Raw genomic sequence first — 16,299 nt, 5'->3', positions numbered from 1 at the left:
AAGTGAAGAATGTCCGCCCCTGATGGGACGTCGCGCATGCTTGTGCAGGCCAGCATGACGTGCCAAGCATCGCTGCAAAGCATTCAGGCGAAGGGGCAGTAGATGCAGGCAGGATTGATCGTTTTGTGTCTGGCTTATGTCCTGAGCCAGTTTTTTCGCGCATTCCTCGCCGTCCTGACCACCGATCTGGGCCGGGATATCGGGGCCACGCCCGAGGACCTCGCCTTTGCCTCGGGCCTTTGGTTTCTGATCTTTGCCGCGATGCAGATACCCGTCGGCTGGGCGCTGGATCGTGTCGGTCCAAGGCGCAGTTCCGCGGCGTTGTTGCTGATCGGAGGCGCAGGCGGGGCTGGCCTGTTCGCTGTCGCCACCACTCCGTTCCATGTGGCACTCGCCATGGCGCTAATCGGGGTTGGATGTTCGCCTGTCCTGATGGCGTCCTACTACATCTTCGCCCGAGAGTTTCCGCCCGCCAAATTCGCCACGCTTGCCGCAGTGATGCTGGGGGTGGGGTCTGTCGGCAATCTTGTGGCCTCTTACCCGACCGCATTGGCGGTCGAGCTGATGGGCTGGCGCGCCACGCTGGCAGGGCTCGCGATCATCTCAGGTGTGGTGGCCGCGGGGATCTGGCTGACGGTGCATGATCCCAAAAAGGTCGAAACCGAGCAAAAAGGATCGGTTCTGGACCTGCTGAAAGAACCTGCGCTGTGGGCCATTCTGCCGCTCATGCTTGTGGCCTATGCGCCCTCGGGGGCGACCCGAGGGCTCTGGGCCGGTCCGTATCTGAATGACGTGTTCGGGCTGAGTACTTCTCAGATCGGGACGGCAACCCTGATCATGGGGGCCGCGATGATTGCGGGCACTTTCGCCTATGGGCCGCTGGACCGTATCCTGGGCACCCGGAAATGGGTGATCCTGGGCGGAAACCTGATGGGAGCCACGGCGCTGGGTCTGCTGTGCCTGTGGATCGACCGCGGCGTATGGACCTCAGTTCTGTTGCTCGCCGTGATCGGCTTCATGGGCGCCAGCTTTCCGGTGATCATGGCCCATGGCCGGGCTTTTGTACCCCCGCATCTGGTCGGGCGGGGCGTCACGCTGCTGAACCTCTTTGGCGTCGGCGGCGTTGGGCTGGCGCAGTTTGCCACCGGACGCATCCATGCGGCCAGCGCCGGGATCAGCCCAGCCGCGCCCTATACCGCGATCTTCGGCTTTTTCGCCGCCGCCCTTGCCATTGGCTGCATGATCTATCTATTCAGTCGGGACAGCGTGGACTGAAACCGGAGACCGCCCGTGCAGGACATTGAGGTGATTGCGCCCAATCTGAAGCATTCCCTGTCGGGCGTGACAACCACGGTGATCCGGCTGCTGCCAATCCAGCAGAAGATGATCAGCATCCGCGCCACCGGGCCCGGCCTGCCTGATGATTTGCCCCATATCAGACTCTGGAAACTGCTGTTTCTGCGTAATCGCAAACGGGTCTGGCATGCGCGCCGCAACACCGAGATGCTGATGGGTCTGGCCCTGCGCACTGTGCTTCGGCGCAATTACAAGCTGCTGTTCACATCGGCCGCGCAACGGGATCATTCCGGGTTCACCAAGCGGCTGATCTCGAAGATGGATGCGCTGATTGCGACGACCCCTCAGGCGGCCTCGTTTCTGGAACATCCCGCAACCGTCATCATGCATGGTGTGAATACCGAACTGTTCCATCCCGCCGAGGATAAGCACGCCCTGCGTCAGAAGCTTGGCCTGCCAGACGGGCTGTTGATCGGCTGCTTTGGCCGTATTCGCCCTCAGAAAGGGGTCGATCTGCTGGTTGAGGCCGCCCTGCAGGTCCTGCCCAATCACGCGGACGCCCATGTGATCTTCACCGGGCGCGCCACCAAGGAATTCGAAGCGTTTCAGGCTGAACAGGAACAAAAGCTGCAGGATGCCGGGCTTGGCGACCGCGTGCATTTTCTGGGTGAACGCCCCTGGGATGAGATTGTCGAGACCTACCGTGCGCTCGACCTGTTCGTCGCCCCTGCGCGACACGAAGGTTTCGGCCTTACGCCGCTGGAGGCGATGGCCTCGGGTGTTCCTGCCGTTGCCTGCCATGGGGTTGGCGCGTTCAGCGCGCAGATCAAGGATGGTGAGACCGGACGGCTGGTCGAAAAGGACAATGCCCGAGCGCTGGCTGAGGCGCTGGAGGATATGCTGCAGGATCGCACTGCGCTCGCTGCTGCAGGGAAGGCCGCGCGAACCCATGTCGAACAGAATTTTCGAATCGAAGGCGAGGCTCAGGCCATCGTCGAGGTTTACCGAACGTTGCTGAAACAGGACTGAATCGCTCTGAACTGCGTCAAATCGCTGTGGCAGAGTGAAATAAGCCGAAACCCCTCTTTTTTCTTTGCCGCAACGCGGCTATGAACGCGCGTCCTTAACTTTGGAGACATGAAATGGGCTATCGCGTCGTAGTCGTCGGCGCCACGGGCAACGTGGGCCGCGAAATGCTGAACATCCTGGCGGAACGCCAGTTCCCCGTCGATGAACTTGCCGCCCTGGCAAGCCGTCGTTCGCTGGGCACTGAGGTGACTTTTGGCGACAAGACGCTCACTACCAAAGATCTGGACACATTCGATTTCACTGGCTGGGACATGGCGCTGTTTGCTGTGGGTTCCGAGGCTACCAAGGTCTACGCCCCTAAGGCGGCGGCAGCTGGCTGCGTGGTGATCGATAACTCGTCGCTGTATCGCTATGACCCGGAGATTCCGCTGATCGTGCCGGAATGTAACCCCGAGGCGATCCACGACTACAAGAACAAGAATATCATCGCCAACCCCAACTGCTCGACCGCGCAGATGGTTGTCGCGCTGAAGCCGCTGCATGACCGTGCGAAGATCAAGCGCGTTGTGGTGTCGACTTATCAGTCGGTTTCCGGTGCCGGTAAGGAAGGCATGGATGAGCTTTGGGATCAGACCAAGGCCATCTACAACCCGACCACTGAGGTTGAGCCGAAGAAATTCCAGAAGCAGATTGCCTTCAACGTCATTCCGCAGATCGACGTCTTCATGGAAGACGGCTCAACCAAGGAAGAGTGGAAGATGGTTGTCGAGACCAAAAAGATCGTCGATCCGTCGATCAAGGTCACCGCGACCTGCGTGCGCGTTCCCGTGTTTGTCGGCCATTCCGAGGCCGTGAATATCGAGTTCGAGGAATTCCTGGACGAAGACGAAGCCCGCGACATCCTGCGTGAAGCACCGGGCATCATGGTCATCGACAAGCGCGAAGCCGGTGGCTACGTCTCGCCCATCGAATGCGCGGGCGATTTCGCCACCTTCATCAGCCGCATCCGTCAGGATTCGACCATCGAGAACGGCCTGAACCTGTGGTGTGTATCCGACAACCTGCGCAAAGGTGCGGCTTTGAATGCGGTACAGATCGCCGAACTGCTGGGCCGTGAGGTTCTGAAAAAGGGCTGAGCCGTTTCAACAACTTGAATGCGAAGAGGTCGTATCGAAAGATGCGGCCTCTTTTCTTTATTGAGGCTTGTCAGAGGCTGAATTGCCTGCAACCCTTGCGGGAAGATGACACCGTTTCTTTTGCGAGATTTCATGCGACAGCTTCTATATCTTCTGGCCCTCGCCCCAACTCTTGCTCAGGCCGACACCTTTGCAATCGACACCAAGGTCAGTGAGGTCACTGTTTACCCTGAAGGGGCCGAGGTGATCCGAACCGGGTTGCTGGATATTCCGGCCGGGCGTCACCGATTGGTCTTGTTGGGGGTCCCGGCCAACGATACCGACACTCAGCTTGCGACGATGCAGGTCCATGCTGAGGGTCTGACACAGACCGCGCTGGTGGTGCGCGGAGATGATGTACCGTGGCACGATTACGCAAGCGACGATATCAAACAGGCCGAGCAGCGCATCGAGGATATCAAAGACAAGATTATTGAAGTGCAGGATCGTGCTGATGCGGCGTTGCTAAAGGCTGATGCCGCGCGGCACAAAATTGCGTTCCTGGCCAATCTGGGCAGCAACGAAGGGTTGGCCGGATCAGATGCCAACAGCCTGCGCGAGATCGCCCGCATGGTCGGTGACGAAGGACTGTCTGCTGAAGAAACCGTTCAGTCCGCCGAAATCGAAGCACGGACAATCCGCAAAGAGCTGGGTGATCTGAAGCTCGAACTTGAAGCCGCCCAAGATGATCTGGCCGCTTTGGTTCCCGAAACCGAGGAGCGTCTGTTTCTGGCCGTCGATGTGGTCGCAGACAGCGCCATCAACAGCACCGTATCGGTGTCTTATCTGGACTTTTATTCGGCCAACTGGGTACCGGGTTATGAGTTCGACCTGACCACCGGCGACGCGCCCGAAGTCACAATCAGCCGGCAGATTCGGGTCAATCAGAGCACCGGAGAGAACTGGAAGGACATCACCTTGCATGTCTCGACGCTGCAGCCGGTGGGCCAAAACAGCGCCTCACCGCTTTATCCGCAGCGCAGATCGATCCGGGAAGAACCAAAGGCCCAGGACAGATTTGCGAGCCTGGCAGAAGGCGTGGTTGAAGCGCCCGTGGTCGTCGAAGAGACCTCTCAATGGGCCCCCAGCGCTGCGTCGGTGCAGGGCACCGGGATTACCTATACGCTGCCGCAACCGGTCTCGATCGCCAGTGATCATGAACTGGCCGAATTCGAACTGGACAGCATGACGCAATCCGCCGAGGTCTATGCCCTCGCGATACCGTTGCGGGATAAAACAGCCTTTCGTACGGCCCGCTTCACCAACCCTTACAAGCAGAACCTGCTGACGGCACCCTTGGCGCGGTGGCGTGTGAATGGCGTATTGGTGGCCACTGAATATTCTCCTGAAATTGGGCCATCCGAGCAAGTGGAGATGGGTTTTGGCCCGCTCTATGGCGTGACCGTTGACCGCCGAATTCTGGATCGCAGCAGCGGTGACACCGGCCTGATTTCCCGCTCGAACCAGCGTGTGGAACGGGCACAGATCACTGTGGAAAACCTGACAGATCGCGCCTGGCCTTTGCGGCTTGTTGATCGCGTGCCTTATTCCGAACAGGAAGATCTTGAGATCAGCTGGACCGCAAATCCCCGACCGACCGAAGAAAACGTCGACGACAAGCGCGGTATTCTTGCGTGGGATATGGATCTGGCGCCGGGTCAGCCCGAAATCATTCTGCTGGATCAGGAAATCAACTGGCCTGAAGGGATGGTGCTGGACTGATTATCCCTGCCCCGTCAGACCGGGCTGCTGCGGCATTGGAACCGACTATAATGATGATTGATCTAGTGCTGCATTAGCATCGGAGGCAATCCCCCAAGTGCCACAGGTGTCGCAGAGACCCCGTCTGCAACCTTGAAAAAATCATAGACCCGGCTGCCGTCCGGGGCGAAGAACTGATCTTGCCATTGCGCCTGCAGTCCAGGGCCACATTCCCTGAATCCATCGCGGACACAATCCGCCATGATCTGCGCGGATTCTTCTGTCCATCCGGCAACATAATCAGCATGCGCGGACATGCCCTTGGGCACATTGTGCATTTGGTCAGATGAGAAAGACCAGCCCGAGTCGAATGGCACGCCAGCCCAGTTCACATTCTGAGTCAGCTGCGGGATCGTATAAGGATGCGAGAGCGGGCAATCGCCGTGTGAATAGGCCATGTGGTCAGTTCCGCCCGGACTGGACAGAACCGGGTCCCCATTTTCATCAACGGCGATACAGTCGGGGAAGATCACCTCGAGCGTGAGCCCATCAGTCGGGGAAATTCGGATGGATGCTGTCCATCGTTCCTCGTCAATCTTGCTGATAGCGATCCCGCCCGAGCCCTCTACGTCTGCATTGGTCAAAATCTCAAGGCCCGCCGGAATTGGTTTGATTTTACTCCGATCATTCACCCAGCTTTTATAGTAGTTGTTGATCAGGGTCGGCAGCACAACTTCTCCGTCTTCGTTATAGAGCGCCGGTATCCAATAGGCCGATCGGTTGGTGATCCCCCCGTCGCAGGTCGTTCGCCCTGAATTGGCGATTTGATCACCGGTCGAATGAGCGTCGACCTCTGTGTTTCCAAAGAACATATGCAGATGCGCTGCCCCTTCCTGACCCGGAAAGACAACCGGATCGTGATAGGAATAATGCGACGGGACGCAGAAGAAGCGAAAACCGTGGTGGTCCAGAACATCATTGCCACCTTGCGGTGCCGGCATAGAGCTTTTCTCGGTTCCGCGCGTCACCACATAGTTGAATTCTGGCGCGACGTGCTGTGCGTGCGCCGATTGTGCTGTGCCATCAATTACAACACCGAATGTCGAGACCAGACACCACGTCAGCACCGATCGCCCTCCGCGCGATTGAGCCGGGGTGCCCGGGTACCGGAAGCAAGCCGTCTGAGAAATCCGTTGTGTCATCTGCGCTTCTTCTTTCACCTATCCGAGTGCTAGGTCGAAGTGGTGCGGCGTCGAATTGATTTAACCAACACCTGATCCAGCTGTCAAAAGCCTGAGCGCAGATGTGATCAAGCAGATGCTTCCAACCGTCGGATACTTGGCAAGCGGTCCGAAGACCGGATGCGACAGGTTCATACCTTCGTCTTACGTAGTGGGCGCGTTATCCTCAATCAATCAGCTCTGCCCTTCGACCAGCGCCTTCAGGTTATCCAAGCCGCGCTCATAGTCGCTACCGACCCAGTGATCCATCATCAACCCCATCCAGCGAGTCATCGGGTTCATACCCAAATCGGAGGTGAACCCCCAGGTAACCTCGGTTCCCGCCCCTTCGGGCTGCAGCACAAATGACGCCGAGGCCGTGCCCATCGGCCCGAAATCGAGCGAAGTTCTGACCTTCTGGTTTTCGACACTTTCGACGATTTCCTGCGACCCGGAGCCAACCTGCGGATGCTCCGAGCTCCAGTTCAGGGTGTTACCAACCCCGGTTTCGGGCCCGCTGTAGGTCAGCTTTGTTTCAGGGTCGCGTGACAGCCACGGAGACCATTTCTCGGTCTCCTGCATCGAATTCACATAAGGAAAGATCGCTTCGGGTGGGGCATCTACCGTGATGCTGCGCGACACTTCGGCCTTGCCGGGCAACAGATAAGATACCCCGGCGAGGGCCACAACAATCACGATCAGAGTGACGATAATACGTTTCAGCAATCGCATGAGAATGATCCAATTCGTAAAGCTACGTTAGGATCATATCAAAAAATGGCGGTAGATCAGAGGCTGATCTACGCTGCCCTGCGTTTTGCCCGGTCAAACGGTAACGAACTGCTTCTCATGCGGATCGTAACATTCCAGCCCACCTTCACCGATATCGGTCCACAACCCATGTAAGCTGAGCGCGCCTTCTTCAACGGCCGAGGACACGAAAGGGAAGGTCATCAGGTTCTCGAGCGAGGCCACTACCGCATAGCGTTCAAACTGACGTGCCTGATCGGCGCTGTCTTCGATATCGGCAACCAGATCGAATTTCGGCTTCAGGATTTCCATCCAACGCCCCACAAAGCTTTCCTTGGCTTCCAGTTGTGGTGCCTGCCCCTTGCACATGTCGATGCAGCCCTGCACCCCACCGCACTGCGAATGCCCCAGCACAATGAGATGCGCCACTTTCAACGCGGTGACCGCATATTCGATGGCCGCGCTGGTGCCGTGGTGATCGCCATCCGGCAGGTAGGGCGGCACAAGGTTTGCGATATTGCGGTGGATGAAGAAATCGCCCTGATCCGCCCCGAACATCGAAGTGACATGCACCCGGCTGTCACAACATGAAATCACCATCGCCCGTGGACGCTGACCTTCGGTCGCGAGCCGTCGGTACCAAACCTGATTTTCCGAGTAGGTTGTCGCTTTCCAACCATGATACCGTTTGACCAGATAGCTCGGCAAAGGTTTGGCAAGTTTCATTCTGATATTCCTGTGGTCTGACTGTTCTGCTCTCTAACCCAAATTCGCACAAAATTCGAGACATTATCCCGATACAGCGCAACGATTTGCAAAGGTATGTGATGACAGGGTGACCCTATGCCGTGGGGGCATGAAATTAGGGGTGAATGTGGTGGAAAAGATAATCACGCTTGAACAGAAGGAATCCGTGCGTCTGGACCCGGACCGGCTGAGCAGCCTGTATCATCAGCTGGGCGACGCCAACGCGCTGGACGTGCTGTGCCGCACAGTCGAGGAACTGGCGGTGCGTCTGTCGAATTGCCAACGCTTCTGGCGGCAGCGGGACTGGGCGGCATTGCGCAAATGCGCAAGGTCACTGGTGGCAATCGCGGGTCAGATCGGGATGACGGCGCTGGCCCGCGTCGCGGGCGATGTTGCGCATGCGGTCGATACCGGCGATGTGGTGGCCACAGGGGCGACGCTGGGACGTCTGATCCGAGTCGGCGAACGCTCGCTGACTGCGGTCTGGGATCAGCAGGACCTTTCCGTCTGAGGGGGGTTGCGGGCGGATCGCAGGCGGCTAGTCTGGGCGCAACAAGATCCAGTCGAGACACCTATGACCCTTTGCTTTGCCCCGCCTTCCGATCCTGCGCTTCCGCTCTACGTACTCGACCAGTCCGAGCTTGATGGATGGCTATCGGATCAACCCAGCCCGGTGCAGAATTGGGTGGCGGCGAATGGCTTTTCCGCTGCTTTGGGGCAGACCTTGTTGATCCCGGGACCAGAGGGCGCACCAGAGGTTGCACTGGCGGGCTACGGCAACGCAGCCAAGCGGGCGCGCAAGCGCTTTCCGCTGGCAGCAACGGCCGAGGCTTTGCCCGAAGGCACCTATCGCATCGCGTCCGGTGTACCGGCCGACGTGCTGGAGGCCGAATGCTTCGGCTGGCTAATGACCGGCTATGTTTTCGATCGATACGCCCCGAGCAGCCCGGCCAAGGCCAAACTGGTCGCCCCTGAAGGCATCGATACAGCGCGGATCGAAACTCTGGCCAATGCCGAGCTTCTGATCCGACATCTGGTGAATACGCCAGCCTCGGATATGGGGCCTGAGCAGTTGCAGATTGCGGCAGAAGTTCTTGCCGAGGAATGTGGCGCGCGCTGTTCGGTCATCACGGGCGATGCTCTGCTGGAACAGGATTTCCCGATGATCCACACGGTCGGTCGTGCCGCCGCACAAGCGCCGCGCCTGATCGAGCTGAACTGGGGCAGAAGTGGGCCAAAGCTGACGCTGGTCGGCAAAGGGGTTTGTTTCGACACTGGAGGACTGAATCTGAAGCCCGGCGCCTCCATGGGCCTGATGAAAAAGGATATGGGCGGTGCCGCCAATGTGTTGGGGCTGGCGCAGATGATCATGAAGCTGGGGTTGGATGTGCAGCTGCGCGTGCTGATCCCGGCGGTTGAGAACGCGGTTGCGGGCAACGCCTTCCGGCCCGGAGATATCCTGACCGCGCGCAACGGGTTGACCGTCGAGATCAACAACACCGATGCCGAAGGGCGACTGGTGCTGGCCGATGCTCTGGCACTGGCCGAGGAGGGAGAGCCTGATCTGGTGATTTCGATGGCAACACTGACAGGCGCGGCGCGGGTGGCCGTGGGGGCCGATCTGGCCCCGTTTTATACCGATGATGATGGGGCCGCAGAGGCTCTGGCGCGCGCAGGCCGTGCCGCTGCTGATCCGGTCTGGCGAATGCCGTTTCACGAACCTTACGAGGTGTTGATCGAACCGGGAATTGCCGATCTGGACAATGCGCCATCTGGCGGATTTGCAGGCTCGATCACCGCCGCGCTGTTCCTGCGTCGTTTTGTGGGTAACAGCCGGTACATGCATTTCGACATCTATGCATGGCAACGCGGCAAGGAACCGGGGCGCAACAAAGGCGGATTGGGTCAAGGTCCCCGCGCCCTGCTGACCGCTCTGCCTGAGATTCTCGATCTATGAGTGAAGCCCGCATTATCCGACCGGTCGTCGATCTGCTGCGTCAGCCCGAGGGGCCACGCGACCGGCAATTGTTGTTTGGAGACACCGTATCCGTCGTCGAAGAGCAGGACGGTTGGAGCAGGATCATATCGGCAAAGGACGGCTACCCCGGCTGGGTCGTGACAGACAATCTAGGCCCGATTGAACCACAGACGCATTGGATCGTTGCCGCCGCGACCCATGCCTATGCCGCGCCGGATATGAAAAGCCTCGATCAGATATCGCTGAGTTTTGGAAGCAAAATCAGGGTTCTGTCAGAACAGGATGGATTTTTGGAAACGGCGCTGGGGTTCATCCCCAAGGCTCACGCGGTGCCCGCCTATTCCCGCCTTACCGATCCGGTCGCTGCCGCGCAGCTGTTTCTGGGCACGCCATATCTATGGGGTGGCAACAGCCGGTTCGGGCTGGATTGTTCAGGTCTGGTGCAAGCCGCCCTTCTGGCCTGCGGCATTCCCTGTCCCGGAGACAGCGGCGATCAGGTACATGCCGTTGGTGAACCCGTGCCCGAAGGCACCCCCCCAAAACGCGGAGATCTGTTGTTCTGGAAAGGCCATGTCGCATGGGTCGCCGCCGAGAACCTTCTGCTGCATGCCAACGCCTATCACATGGCGGTTGCGCTGGAACCGATGGATCAGGCGATTGCCCGCATTGCACAACAGGGCGATGGGCCAGTCACGGCGCATAAAAGGCTCTAATCCGGGTCAACAGCCCGGATCAGTTTGCGCTCCAGCACCCGCAGAACAGCACGCAGATCATGTCCGCGCTTCAGGATGCGCCCGTCCATACCAACCACCGAATACATCCCCTGCCGCAGCCGCAGACGGGGGTGTTTCTCGACCCGATAGATCGGATGCTCGGCCGTCCGGCGAAAGATTGAAAACACCGCCGTATCGCGCAGGTTCGAAATCCCGTAATCGCGCCATTCTCCGGCGGCGACCATTCGGCCATAGACTGACAGGATTTGAGACATCTCGCGCCGGTCAAACGCGACCGGCATCTGGGCAGAGCCGGACCCGAACCGGCTGGGAGGCTGCATGTTCATGCCACAAGCCTTGCCGGAAATTGCATTTGAATCAAGCCCAGCGCAAAACGGGTGTTGTATTTTTGAAGCGTCGTGTGCGGTTACCGACGCCCGACCTGACGGCAAATCAGGATCACCGGCAGCAGCCCGACGGCCAGAATGACTAGCGACGGCACCGCCGCGCCCTCAAGCCGTTCGTCCGAGGCCAAACGATACGCCTGAACCGCCAGCGTGTCGAAATTGAAGGGCCGCATGATCAGGGTTGCGGGCAGCTCTTTCATCACGTCGACGAAAACGATCAGCAGCGCGGTTAGCAGCGACGGCGTCAGGATCGGCAGATGCACCCGGCGCAGGGTACCCAGAGGACTCTGTCCCAGCGACCGCGCGGCAGCGTCCATATTGGCGTGCACCGTGCTCTGGCCGCCTTCATAAGCGCTGAGCGCGGCGGCCAGAAAGCGCACCATATAAGCGGCAATAAGTAACCATATGGACCCGGTGACCAGCAGCCCTGTCGAAATATCAAAGGTTTGGCGCATCCACGCATCCAGCGCGTTGTCAAATCCAGCAAAGGGCACGATCAGTCCAACGGCGATCACCCCGCCCGGCACCGCATAACCCAACCGTGCTATGTAAGCTGCCGAAGCCGCCCCGCGCCCCGGGCGCAGACGTTGGAAGAACCCCACCGAAATTGCCGCGCAAACCGTGATCACCGCTGCAGTACCGGCCAGCGTCAGTGAGTTTTGTATGAAACCGATATAGCGGCGTGAAAGCAGGTTCTGCTCGGATTCCAGACCCATCTGCACAAGGATCACTACGGGCAGGAGGAACCCGAACAAGACCGGAATCGCGCAGAGCAAAAACGCCGCGAGCGATTGCCAACCCTTCAACTGTGCCGCTGGCAGCACCGCATGACGTTTGCCCGCCTGATAATATTTGGCCTTACCCCGTTGCGTACGCTCAGCCACGGCCATGACCAGTGCAAAGCCCAGCAGACACAGGGCAAGCTGCGCCGCAGCGGCGCGGTCGGCCATGGAAAACCAGCTGGTATAGATGCCGGTGGCAAAGGTCTGCACACCGAAATAAGCGACGGTGCCGAAATCGGCGATGGTCTCCATCACCGCCAGCAACACACCTCCGGCAATCGCGGGGCGTGCCATCGGCAGAGAGACGCGCCAGAAGGCATGCCACGGGCCATTGCCCAGTGCCCGAGCCGCCAGAAAGGCCGTGGCACTTTGCTGCAAGAACGCCGCGCGGGCCAGCAAGTAGACGTAAGGGTAGAGCACGAGGATCAGCATCACTGCTGCGCCCTCGGTCGAGCGGATTTCGGGGAACCAGTAGTCGCGCGGGCCCCAGCCGGTGACCTCGCGCAGTGTCGTTTGTACGATTCCGGGGTGATCCAGAATAAAGGTGTAGGCATAAGCCAGCACATAGGCCGGAAAGGCCAGCGGCAGGACCAGGGCGATCTCCAACACGCGCACGCCGGGGAAGCGTGTCATCGTAACCAGCCAGGCAGCTCCGACGCCAATCGAGAACGTACCCGCCGCGACCAGCACCACGAGGATCGCTGTGGTCAGGGCGTAGCCGGGCAAAACAGTCTCTAACAAATGGGAAATCGTGTCAGTGCCGCCGGTCATCGCCGCCAGAACAACGGCTACCATCGGCAATAGGCAGGCTGCGGCCACCGCGTACGCAATACCGCCTACCAATCGCGTGCCCAAGGCTCCGCGATTGTGCGTTCCGTGTTCTGAATATTCGACTTCGGCCATGGCGTCTGACTGAGAATCCCGCAGGGTCTGCCTTTAATCGACCAAAACGCTAAGAAACACCAGTGGGCGGGCCAACAAATCTGCGGCAGATCGCTATTCGTAGACGCGCTGATCCTCGATCACCAACCCGTCCTTGGGCAAAGAGCCGGGGGCCACGACCTCGATCGCGCCTTTCAGTTTCAGCACCTCGACCACCGATTTGGCATAGGCCCCATCATTCTCGCAGGGGCTTTCGATCTGGACGGTCATGGTATCCATCTCGCCTTGGCGGGCGGCGATAACGCGGGCCTTGACGATCTCATCATGCTTGTCGACCAGCGCCGCAACCTGCTCGGGGCGGACAAACATGCCCTTGATCTTGGTGGTCTGATCGGCCCGACCCATCCAGCCCTTGATCCGCAAGTTTGTGCGTCCGCAAGGGGATTCTCCGGGCATGATCGCCGATAGATCGCCCGTGGCAAAGCGGATCAACGGGTAGTCGGGGTTGAGCGTCGTCACCACCACCTCACCAACCTCTCCGGGTGCGACCGGCGTACCGGTGCCGGGGGTGACGATCTCAACAATCACATGTTCGTCGATGATCATGCCTTCCATGGCGGGGCTTTCATAGGCGATGTTGCCCAGATCAGCTGTCGCATAGCATTGTAGACAGGCAATGCCCCGATCCGCATATTCCTGACGCAGAGATGGGAACAGCGCACCGCCACCCACAGCGGCCTTCGAGAATTGCAGAGCGACCCCCATCTCATCAGCTTTGTCGAGGATGATCTTCAGATAATCCGGCGTGCCCGCGTAAGCGGTGCAACCTATGTCCCGCGCTGCGGTCACCTGCAGCTCTGTTTGCCCGGTTCCTGCGGGCAGCACGGCAGCTCCAACGGCTTGTGCGCCGCTTTCAAAGATCATCCCGGCAGGTGTCAGGTGATAACCGAAGCAGTTCTGAACGATATCGCCCGGGCCAACCCCGGCGGCATTCAGGAACCGGCCCATCCGCCACCAGTCATGGTCGGTGCTGCCCGGTTCATAAATCGGGCCCGGCGACTGAAACACATGCTGGAAATGACGCGCGGGTTTGACAGTAAAGCCACCAAACGGGGGGCGGGAGCCCTGCGCCTGTATTAGATCCGACTTGCGCAGCACCGGCAAACTGGCCAGTGCCTCGGCGCTGGTCACGGCGTTCGCGTCGATCCCGGCAAGTATATCCGCATAGCCGGGGGCCGATTTTGCGCGCGCGATCTGTTCAGGCAAAGCGCGCGCGTGATCGGCGTTGCGTTCATCGGCGGATCGGGTTTCAAGCTTGTCGAAATAGGTCATCGAAATATCCTCCACCCGCTTACAGCCATCTCTTGCGGCGGCGGTATGAGCGCACATCGCGAAAGCTTTTGCGGCCTTCATCCGACATGCCGAGGTAGAATTCCTTCACATCCGGGTTTTCGCGCAGTTCCGCGGCGGGGCCGTCCATCACCACGCGACCGGATTCCAGAATATACCCGTAATGCGCAAACCTTAGAGCCACATTTGTGTTCTGTTCGGCCAGCAGGAAGGACACGCCTTCTTTCTCGTTCAGGTCCTTCACGATGCCGAAAATCTCTTCAACCAGCTGTGGGGCCAGACCCATCGACGGTTCATCCAGCAGGATGGTCTCGGGGCGCGACATCAGCGCCCGGCCCATCGCCACCATCTGCTGCTCTCCACCCGAAGTATAACCGGCCTGGCTGCGGCGGCGTTCCTTGAGGCGCGGGAAGTAATTGTAAACCAATTCCAGATCCTGCTGGATCGCAGCCGAGCCATCCTTGCGGGTATAAGCGCCGGTCAGCAGATTTTCCTCGACCGTGAGGTGTTCAAAACAATGGCGGCCCTCCATCACCTGAATGACGCCCTTTTCCACCAGATCGGCGGGATCACTTTCGTGAACGCTCTCGCCGCGGTACTTGATCGAGCCTTTGGTGACCTCTCCACGTTCTGAATGCAGCAGGTTCGATACCGCCTTCAGCGTCGTGGTTTTGCCCGCGCCATTGCCGCCCAGCAAGGCCGTGATGCCGCCTTTGGGCACAGTCAGGCTGACGCCTTTCAGCACGAGGATCACATGGTTGTAGATCACCTCGATATTGTTGACCTCAAGCAGGGTTTCCGCCTGCACGTCGGTGGTTTGTGCCGCATCCAGCATCAGCGCGTGTCCTCATGCCTGCCCCTCAGGGGCGGTTCGTGAGGAGCGGCAGGCAACCCGCCGCTCCGATTGTCTATGCGCCCCAGATCGTTCGGGGCGCAGCGTTGTTTATTCGCAGCGTGCCGAAATGTTGTTTTCAGTCGCGTAAGCGCCCGAGTCTTCTTCGATCAGCGCGTTGATGACCTCGACATCGGTTGGCTTGAAGTCCTGAACCGGGTTCCAGGTGCCGGCTGCTGCATCCCACTGGACGACGCCGACCAGTCCGGGGCCACCGTGGTTTTCACAGGAAACCGAGAACTCGGGTCCGAAACCGGCCATGCCCAGACCTTCCATCTTGGCATTGGTGATCTCCAGCGCTTCCATGCCATCGCGCATCATCGATGCGTCGATGTCTGCAGTGCCGTGCATGTCCTGTGCGGTCTTTACGGCTTCGGCCGCCAGCATCGCAGCATAGAGACCGCGGTTGTACTGAACCGTGCCCAGCTGATCACCCGAGCCTGCAGCTTTGCCCGCGTCCACAACATATTTCTGCAGATCGTCATAGACCGGATAGTCTTTGCCGAGACCGGTGAAGGTCAGCGCCTTATAGCCGGTGGCTTTGTCGCCTGCAGGCTCAACGTCGAATTCTGCGCCGGACCACCAGACACCGATGAAGTTCTCCATCGGGAAGCGGATGTTGGCAGCTTCCTGAACCGCAACCTGGTTCATGACGCCCCAGCCCCACATGATCACATAGTCGGGCTTTTCACGGCGGATCTGCAGCCACTGCGACTTCTGCTCCTGACCGGGGTGGTCAACGGGCAGCAAGGTCAGCTCATAGCCATGCTTTTCTGCCAGCGTTTCCAGCGTGCGGATCGGCTCTTTGCCGTAGGCCGAGTTGTGATAGACCAGCGCGATTTTCTTGCCGCTCAGGTCACCACCGTTTTCATCAAGCAGATAGTTGATCGAACCCGATGCACCGTTCCAATAGTTGGCCGGATAGTTGAACACATGGCTGAACACTTTGCCGTTCGCGGCAGAGGTCCGACCATAACCCATCGTGTGCAGCGGGATGCCATCTGCTGTCACTTTGGGGATCAGCTGATAGGTGATACCGGTCGACAGCGGCTGATAGACCAGAGCACCTTCGCCCTTGGTCGATTCATAGCATTCCACACCTTTTTCAGTGTTATAGCCGGTTTCACATTCGATCACCTTGGCCGGAACACCTCCGATGCCGCCATCGCGTTCGTTCAGCAGGGTGAAATAGTCGGCGTAACCGTCTGCAAACGGGATACCGCCTGCCGCGTAAGGGCCAGTCCGGTAGCTGAGCGACGGGAACACAAGGTCGGCCATGACCGGGCCTGCGGCCATCACGGCGCCCAGCGCCAGGGTTGCCAGTTTCTTGTTCATCGGGTGTCTCCTCCCTTGATTGATCCGATGTTGGGTTTCGGG

The 16,299-nt window shown here is 59.2% G+C and carries 15 protein-coding genes; 7 read left to right on the top strand and 8 right to left on the bottom strand.

Translation table 11 applies throughout. The features are described 5' to 3' along the window. The first annotated feature begins 102 nt into the window (after positions 1-102). The 4 genes from ACR0NF_RS09890 (at position 103) to ACR0NF_RS09875 (ending at position 5,222) form a co-directional block, all read left to right on the top strand. Positions 103-1,275: an MFS transporter gene (locus ACR0NF_RS09890; RefSeq protein ID WP_480471404.1), complete on the top strand. Its 1,173-nt coding sequence runs from the start codon at positions 103-105 to the stop codon at positions 1,273-1,275. Between the two features lie 15 nt (positions 1,276-1,290). Next, positions 1,291-2,325: a glycosyltransferase family 4 protein gene (locus ACR0NF_RS09885; RefSeq protein WP_480471403.1), complete on the top strand. Its 1,035-nt coding sequence runs from the start codon at positions 1,291-1,293 to the stop codon at positions 2,323-2,325. A gap of 113 nt (positions 2,326-2,438) precedes the next feature. Continuing rightward, complete coding sequence (locus ACR0NF_RS09880) at positions 2,439-3,461, top strand: aspartate-semialdehyde dehydrogenase (protein ID WP_480667753.1); 1,023 nt, start codon at positions 2,439-2,441, stop codon at positions 3,459-3,461. A gap of 132 nt (positions 3,462-3,593) precedes the next feature. Beyond that, positions 3,594-5,222: a DUF4139 domain-containing protein gene (locus ACR0NF_RS09875; RefSeq protein WP_480667752.1), complete on the top strand. Its 1,629-nt coding sequence runs from the start codon at positions 3,594-3,596 to the stop codon at positions 5,220-5,222. Between the two features lie 62 nt (positions 5,223-5,284). Here the strand turns inward: ACR0NF_RS09875 and ACR0NF_RS09870 are convergent, their stop codons facing one another. The 3 genes from ACR0NF_RS09870 to ACR0NF_RS09860 form a co-directional block, all read right to left on the bottom strand. After that, positions 5,285-6,403, bottom strand: coding sequence for a DUF1996 domain-containing protein (locus ACR0NF_RS09870; RefSeq protein ID WP_480471400.1), 1,119 nt, complete (start codon positions 6,401-6,403; stop codon positions 5,285-5,287). Positions 6,404-6,616: 213 nt separating this feature from the next. Then, on the bottom strand, positions 6,617-7,153 hold the full coding sequence (locus ACR0NF_RS09865; protein WP_480778175.1) for an SRPBCC family protein: 537 nt from the start codon (positions 7,151-7,153) through the stop codon (positions 6,617-6,619). Between the two features lie 93 nt (positions 7,154-7,246). After that, positions 7,247-7,897: a carbonic anhydrase gene (locus ACR0NF_RS09860; RefSeq protein WP_480471398.1), complete on the bottom strand. Its 651-nt coding sequence runs from the start codon at positions 7,895-7,897 to the stop codon at positions 7,247-7,249. 142 nt (positions 7,898-8,039) lie between these two features. Between ACR0NF_RS09860 and ACR0NF_RS09855 the strand changes: the two genes are divergently transcribed. The 3 genes from ACR0NF_RS09855 to ACR0NF_RS09845 all read left to right on the top strand — a co-directional run bounded on the left by ACR0NF_RS09855 (position 8,040) and on the right by ACR0NF_RS09845 (position 10,609). Then, positions 8,040-8,429: a hypothetical protein gene (locus ACR0NF_RS09855; RefSeq protein WP_480667807.1), complete on the top strand. Its 390-nt coding sequence runs from the start codon at positions 8,040-8,042 to the stop codon at positions 8,427-8,429. 63 nt (positions 8,430-8,492) lie between these two features. After that, the gene (locus ACR0NF_RS09850; protein ID WP_480471396.1) at positions 8,493-9,875 is read left to right on the top strand and encodes a leucyl aminopeptidase family protein; all 1,383 of its coding nucleotides are present in this window, start codon (positions 8,493-8,495) and stop codon (positions 9,873-9,875) included. Beyond that, complete coding sequence (locus tag ACR0NF_RS09845) at positions 9,872-10,609, top strand: C40 family peptidase (protein ID WP_480471395.1); 738 nt, start codon at positions 9,872-9,874, stop codon at positions 10,607-10,609. The genes ACR0NF_RS09850 and ACR0NF_RS09845 overlap by 4 nt, the downstream gene beginning before the upstream one ends. On the opposite strand, the gene ACR0NF_RS09840 is transcribed toward ACR0NF_RS09845, so the two are convergent. The 5 genes from ACR0NF_RS09840 to ACR0NF_RS09820 all read right to left on the bottom strand — a co-directional run bounded on the left by ACR0NF_RS09840 (position 10,606) and on the right by ACR0NF_RS09820 (position 16,257). Then, positions 10,606-10,956 (bottom strand): DUF2794 domain-containing protein, encoded by a 351-nt coding sequence (locus tag ACR0NF_RS09840; protein ID WP_480471394.1) that lies wholly within the window; start codon positions 10,954-10,956, stop codon positions 10,606-10,608. The genes ACR0NF_RS09845 and ACR0NF_RS09840 overlap by 4 nt on opposite strands. A gap of 80 nt (positions 10,957-11,036) precedes the next feature. Beyond that, positions 11,037-12,701, bottom strand: coding sequence for an ABC transporter permease (locus tag ACR0NF_RS09835; RefSeq protein WP_480778174.1), 1,665 nt, complete (start codon positions 12,699-12,701; stop codon positions 11,037-11,039). A 93-nt stretch (positions 12,702-12,794) separates the two neighbouring features. Then, positions 12,795-14,012, bottom strand: coding sequence for a phenylacetate--CoA ligase family protein (locus tag ACR0NF_RS09830; protein ID WP_480471392.1), 1,218 nt, complete (start codon positions 14,010-14,012; stop codon positions 12,795-12,797). Positions 14,013-14,031: 19 nt separating this feature from the next. Continuing rightward, entirely contained in the window at positions 14,032-14,865 is an 834-nt protein-coding gene (locus ACR0NF_RS09825) for an ABC transporter ATP-binding protein (protein ID WP_480471391.1), read from the bottom strand. A gap of 108 nt (positions 14,866-14,973) precedes the next feature. After that, positions 14,974-16,257, bottom strand: a complete 1,284-nt coding sequence (locus ACR0NF_RS09820; RefSeq protein ID WP_480471390.1) for an ABC transporter substrate-binding protein — start codon at positions 16,255-16,257, stop codon at positions 14,974-14,976. Positions 16,258-16,299 lie beyond the last annotated feature (42 nt).

The sequence above is a fragment of the Ruegeria sp. CF4 genome, from assembly GCF_056537345.1.
This window is presented reverse-complemented; position numbering and strand designations above follow the sequence as displayed.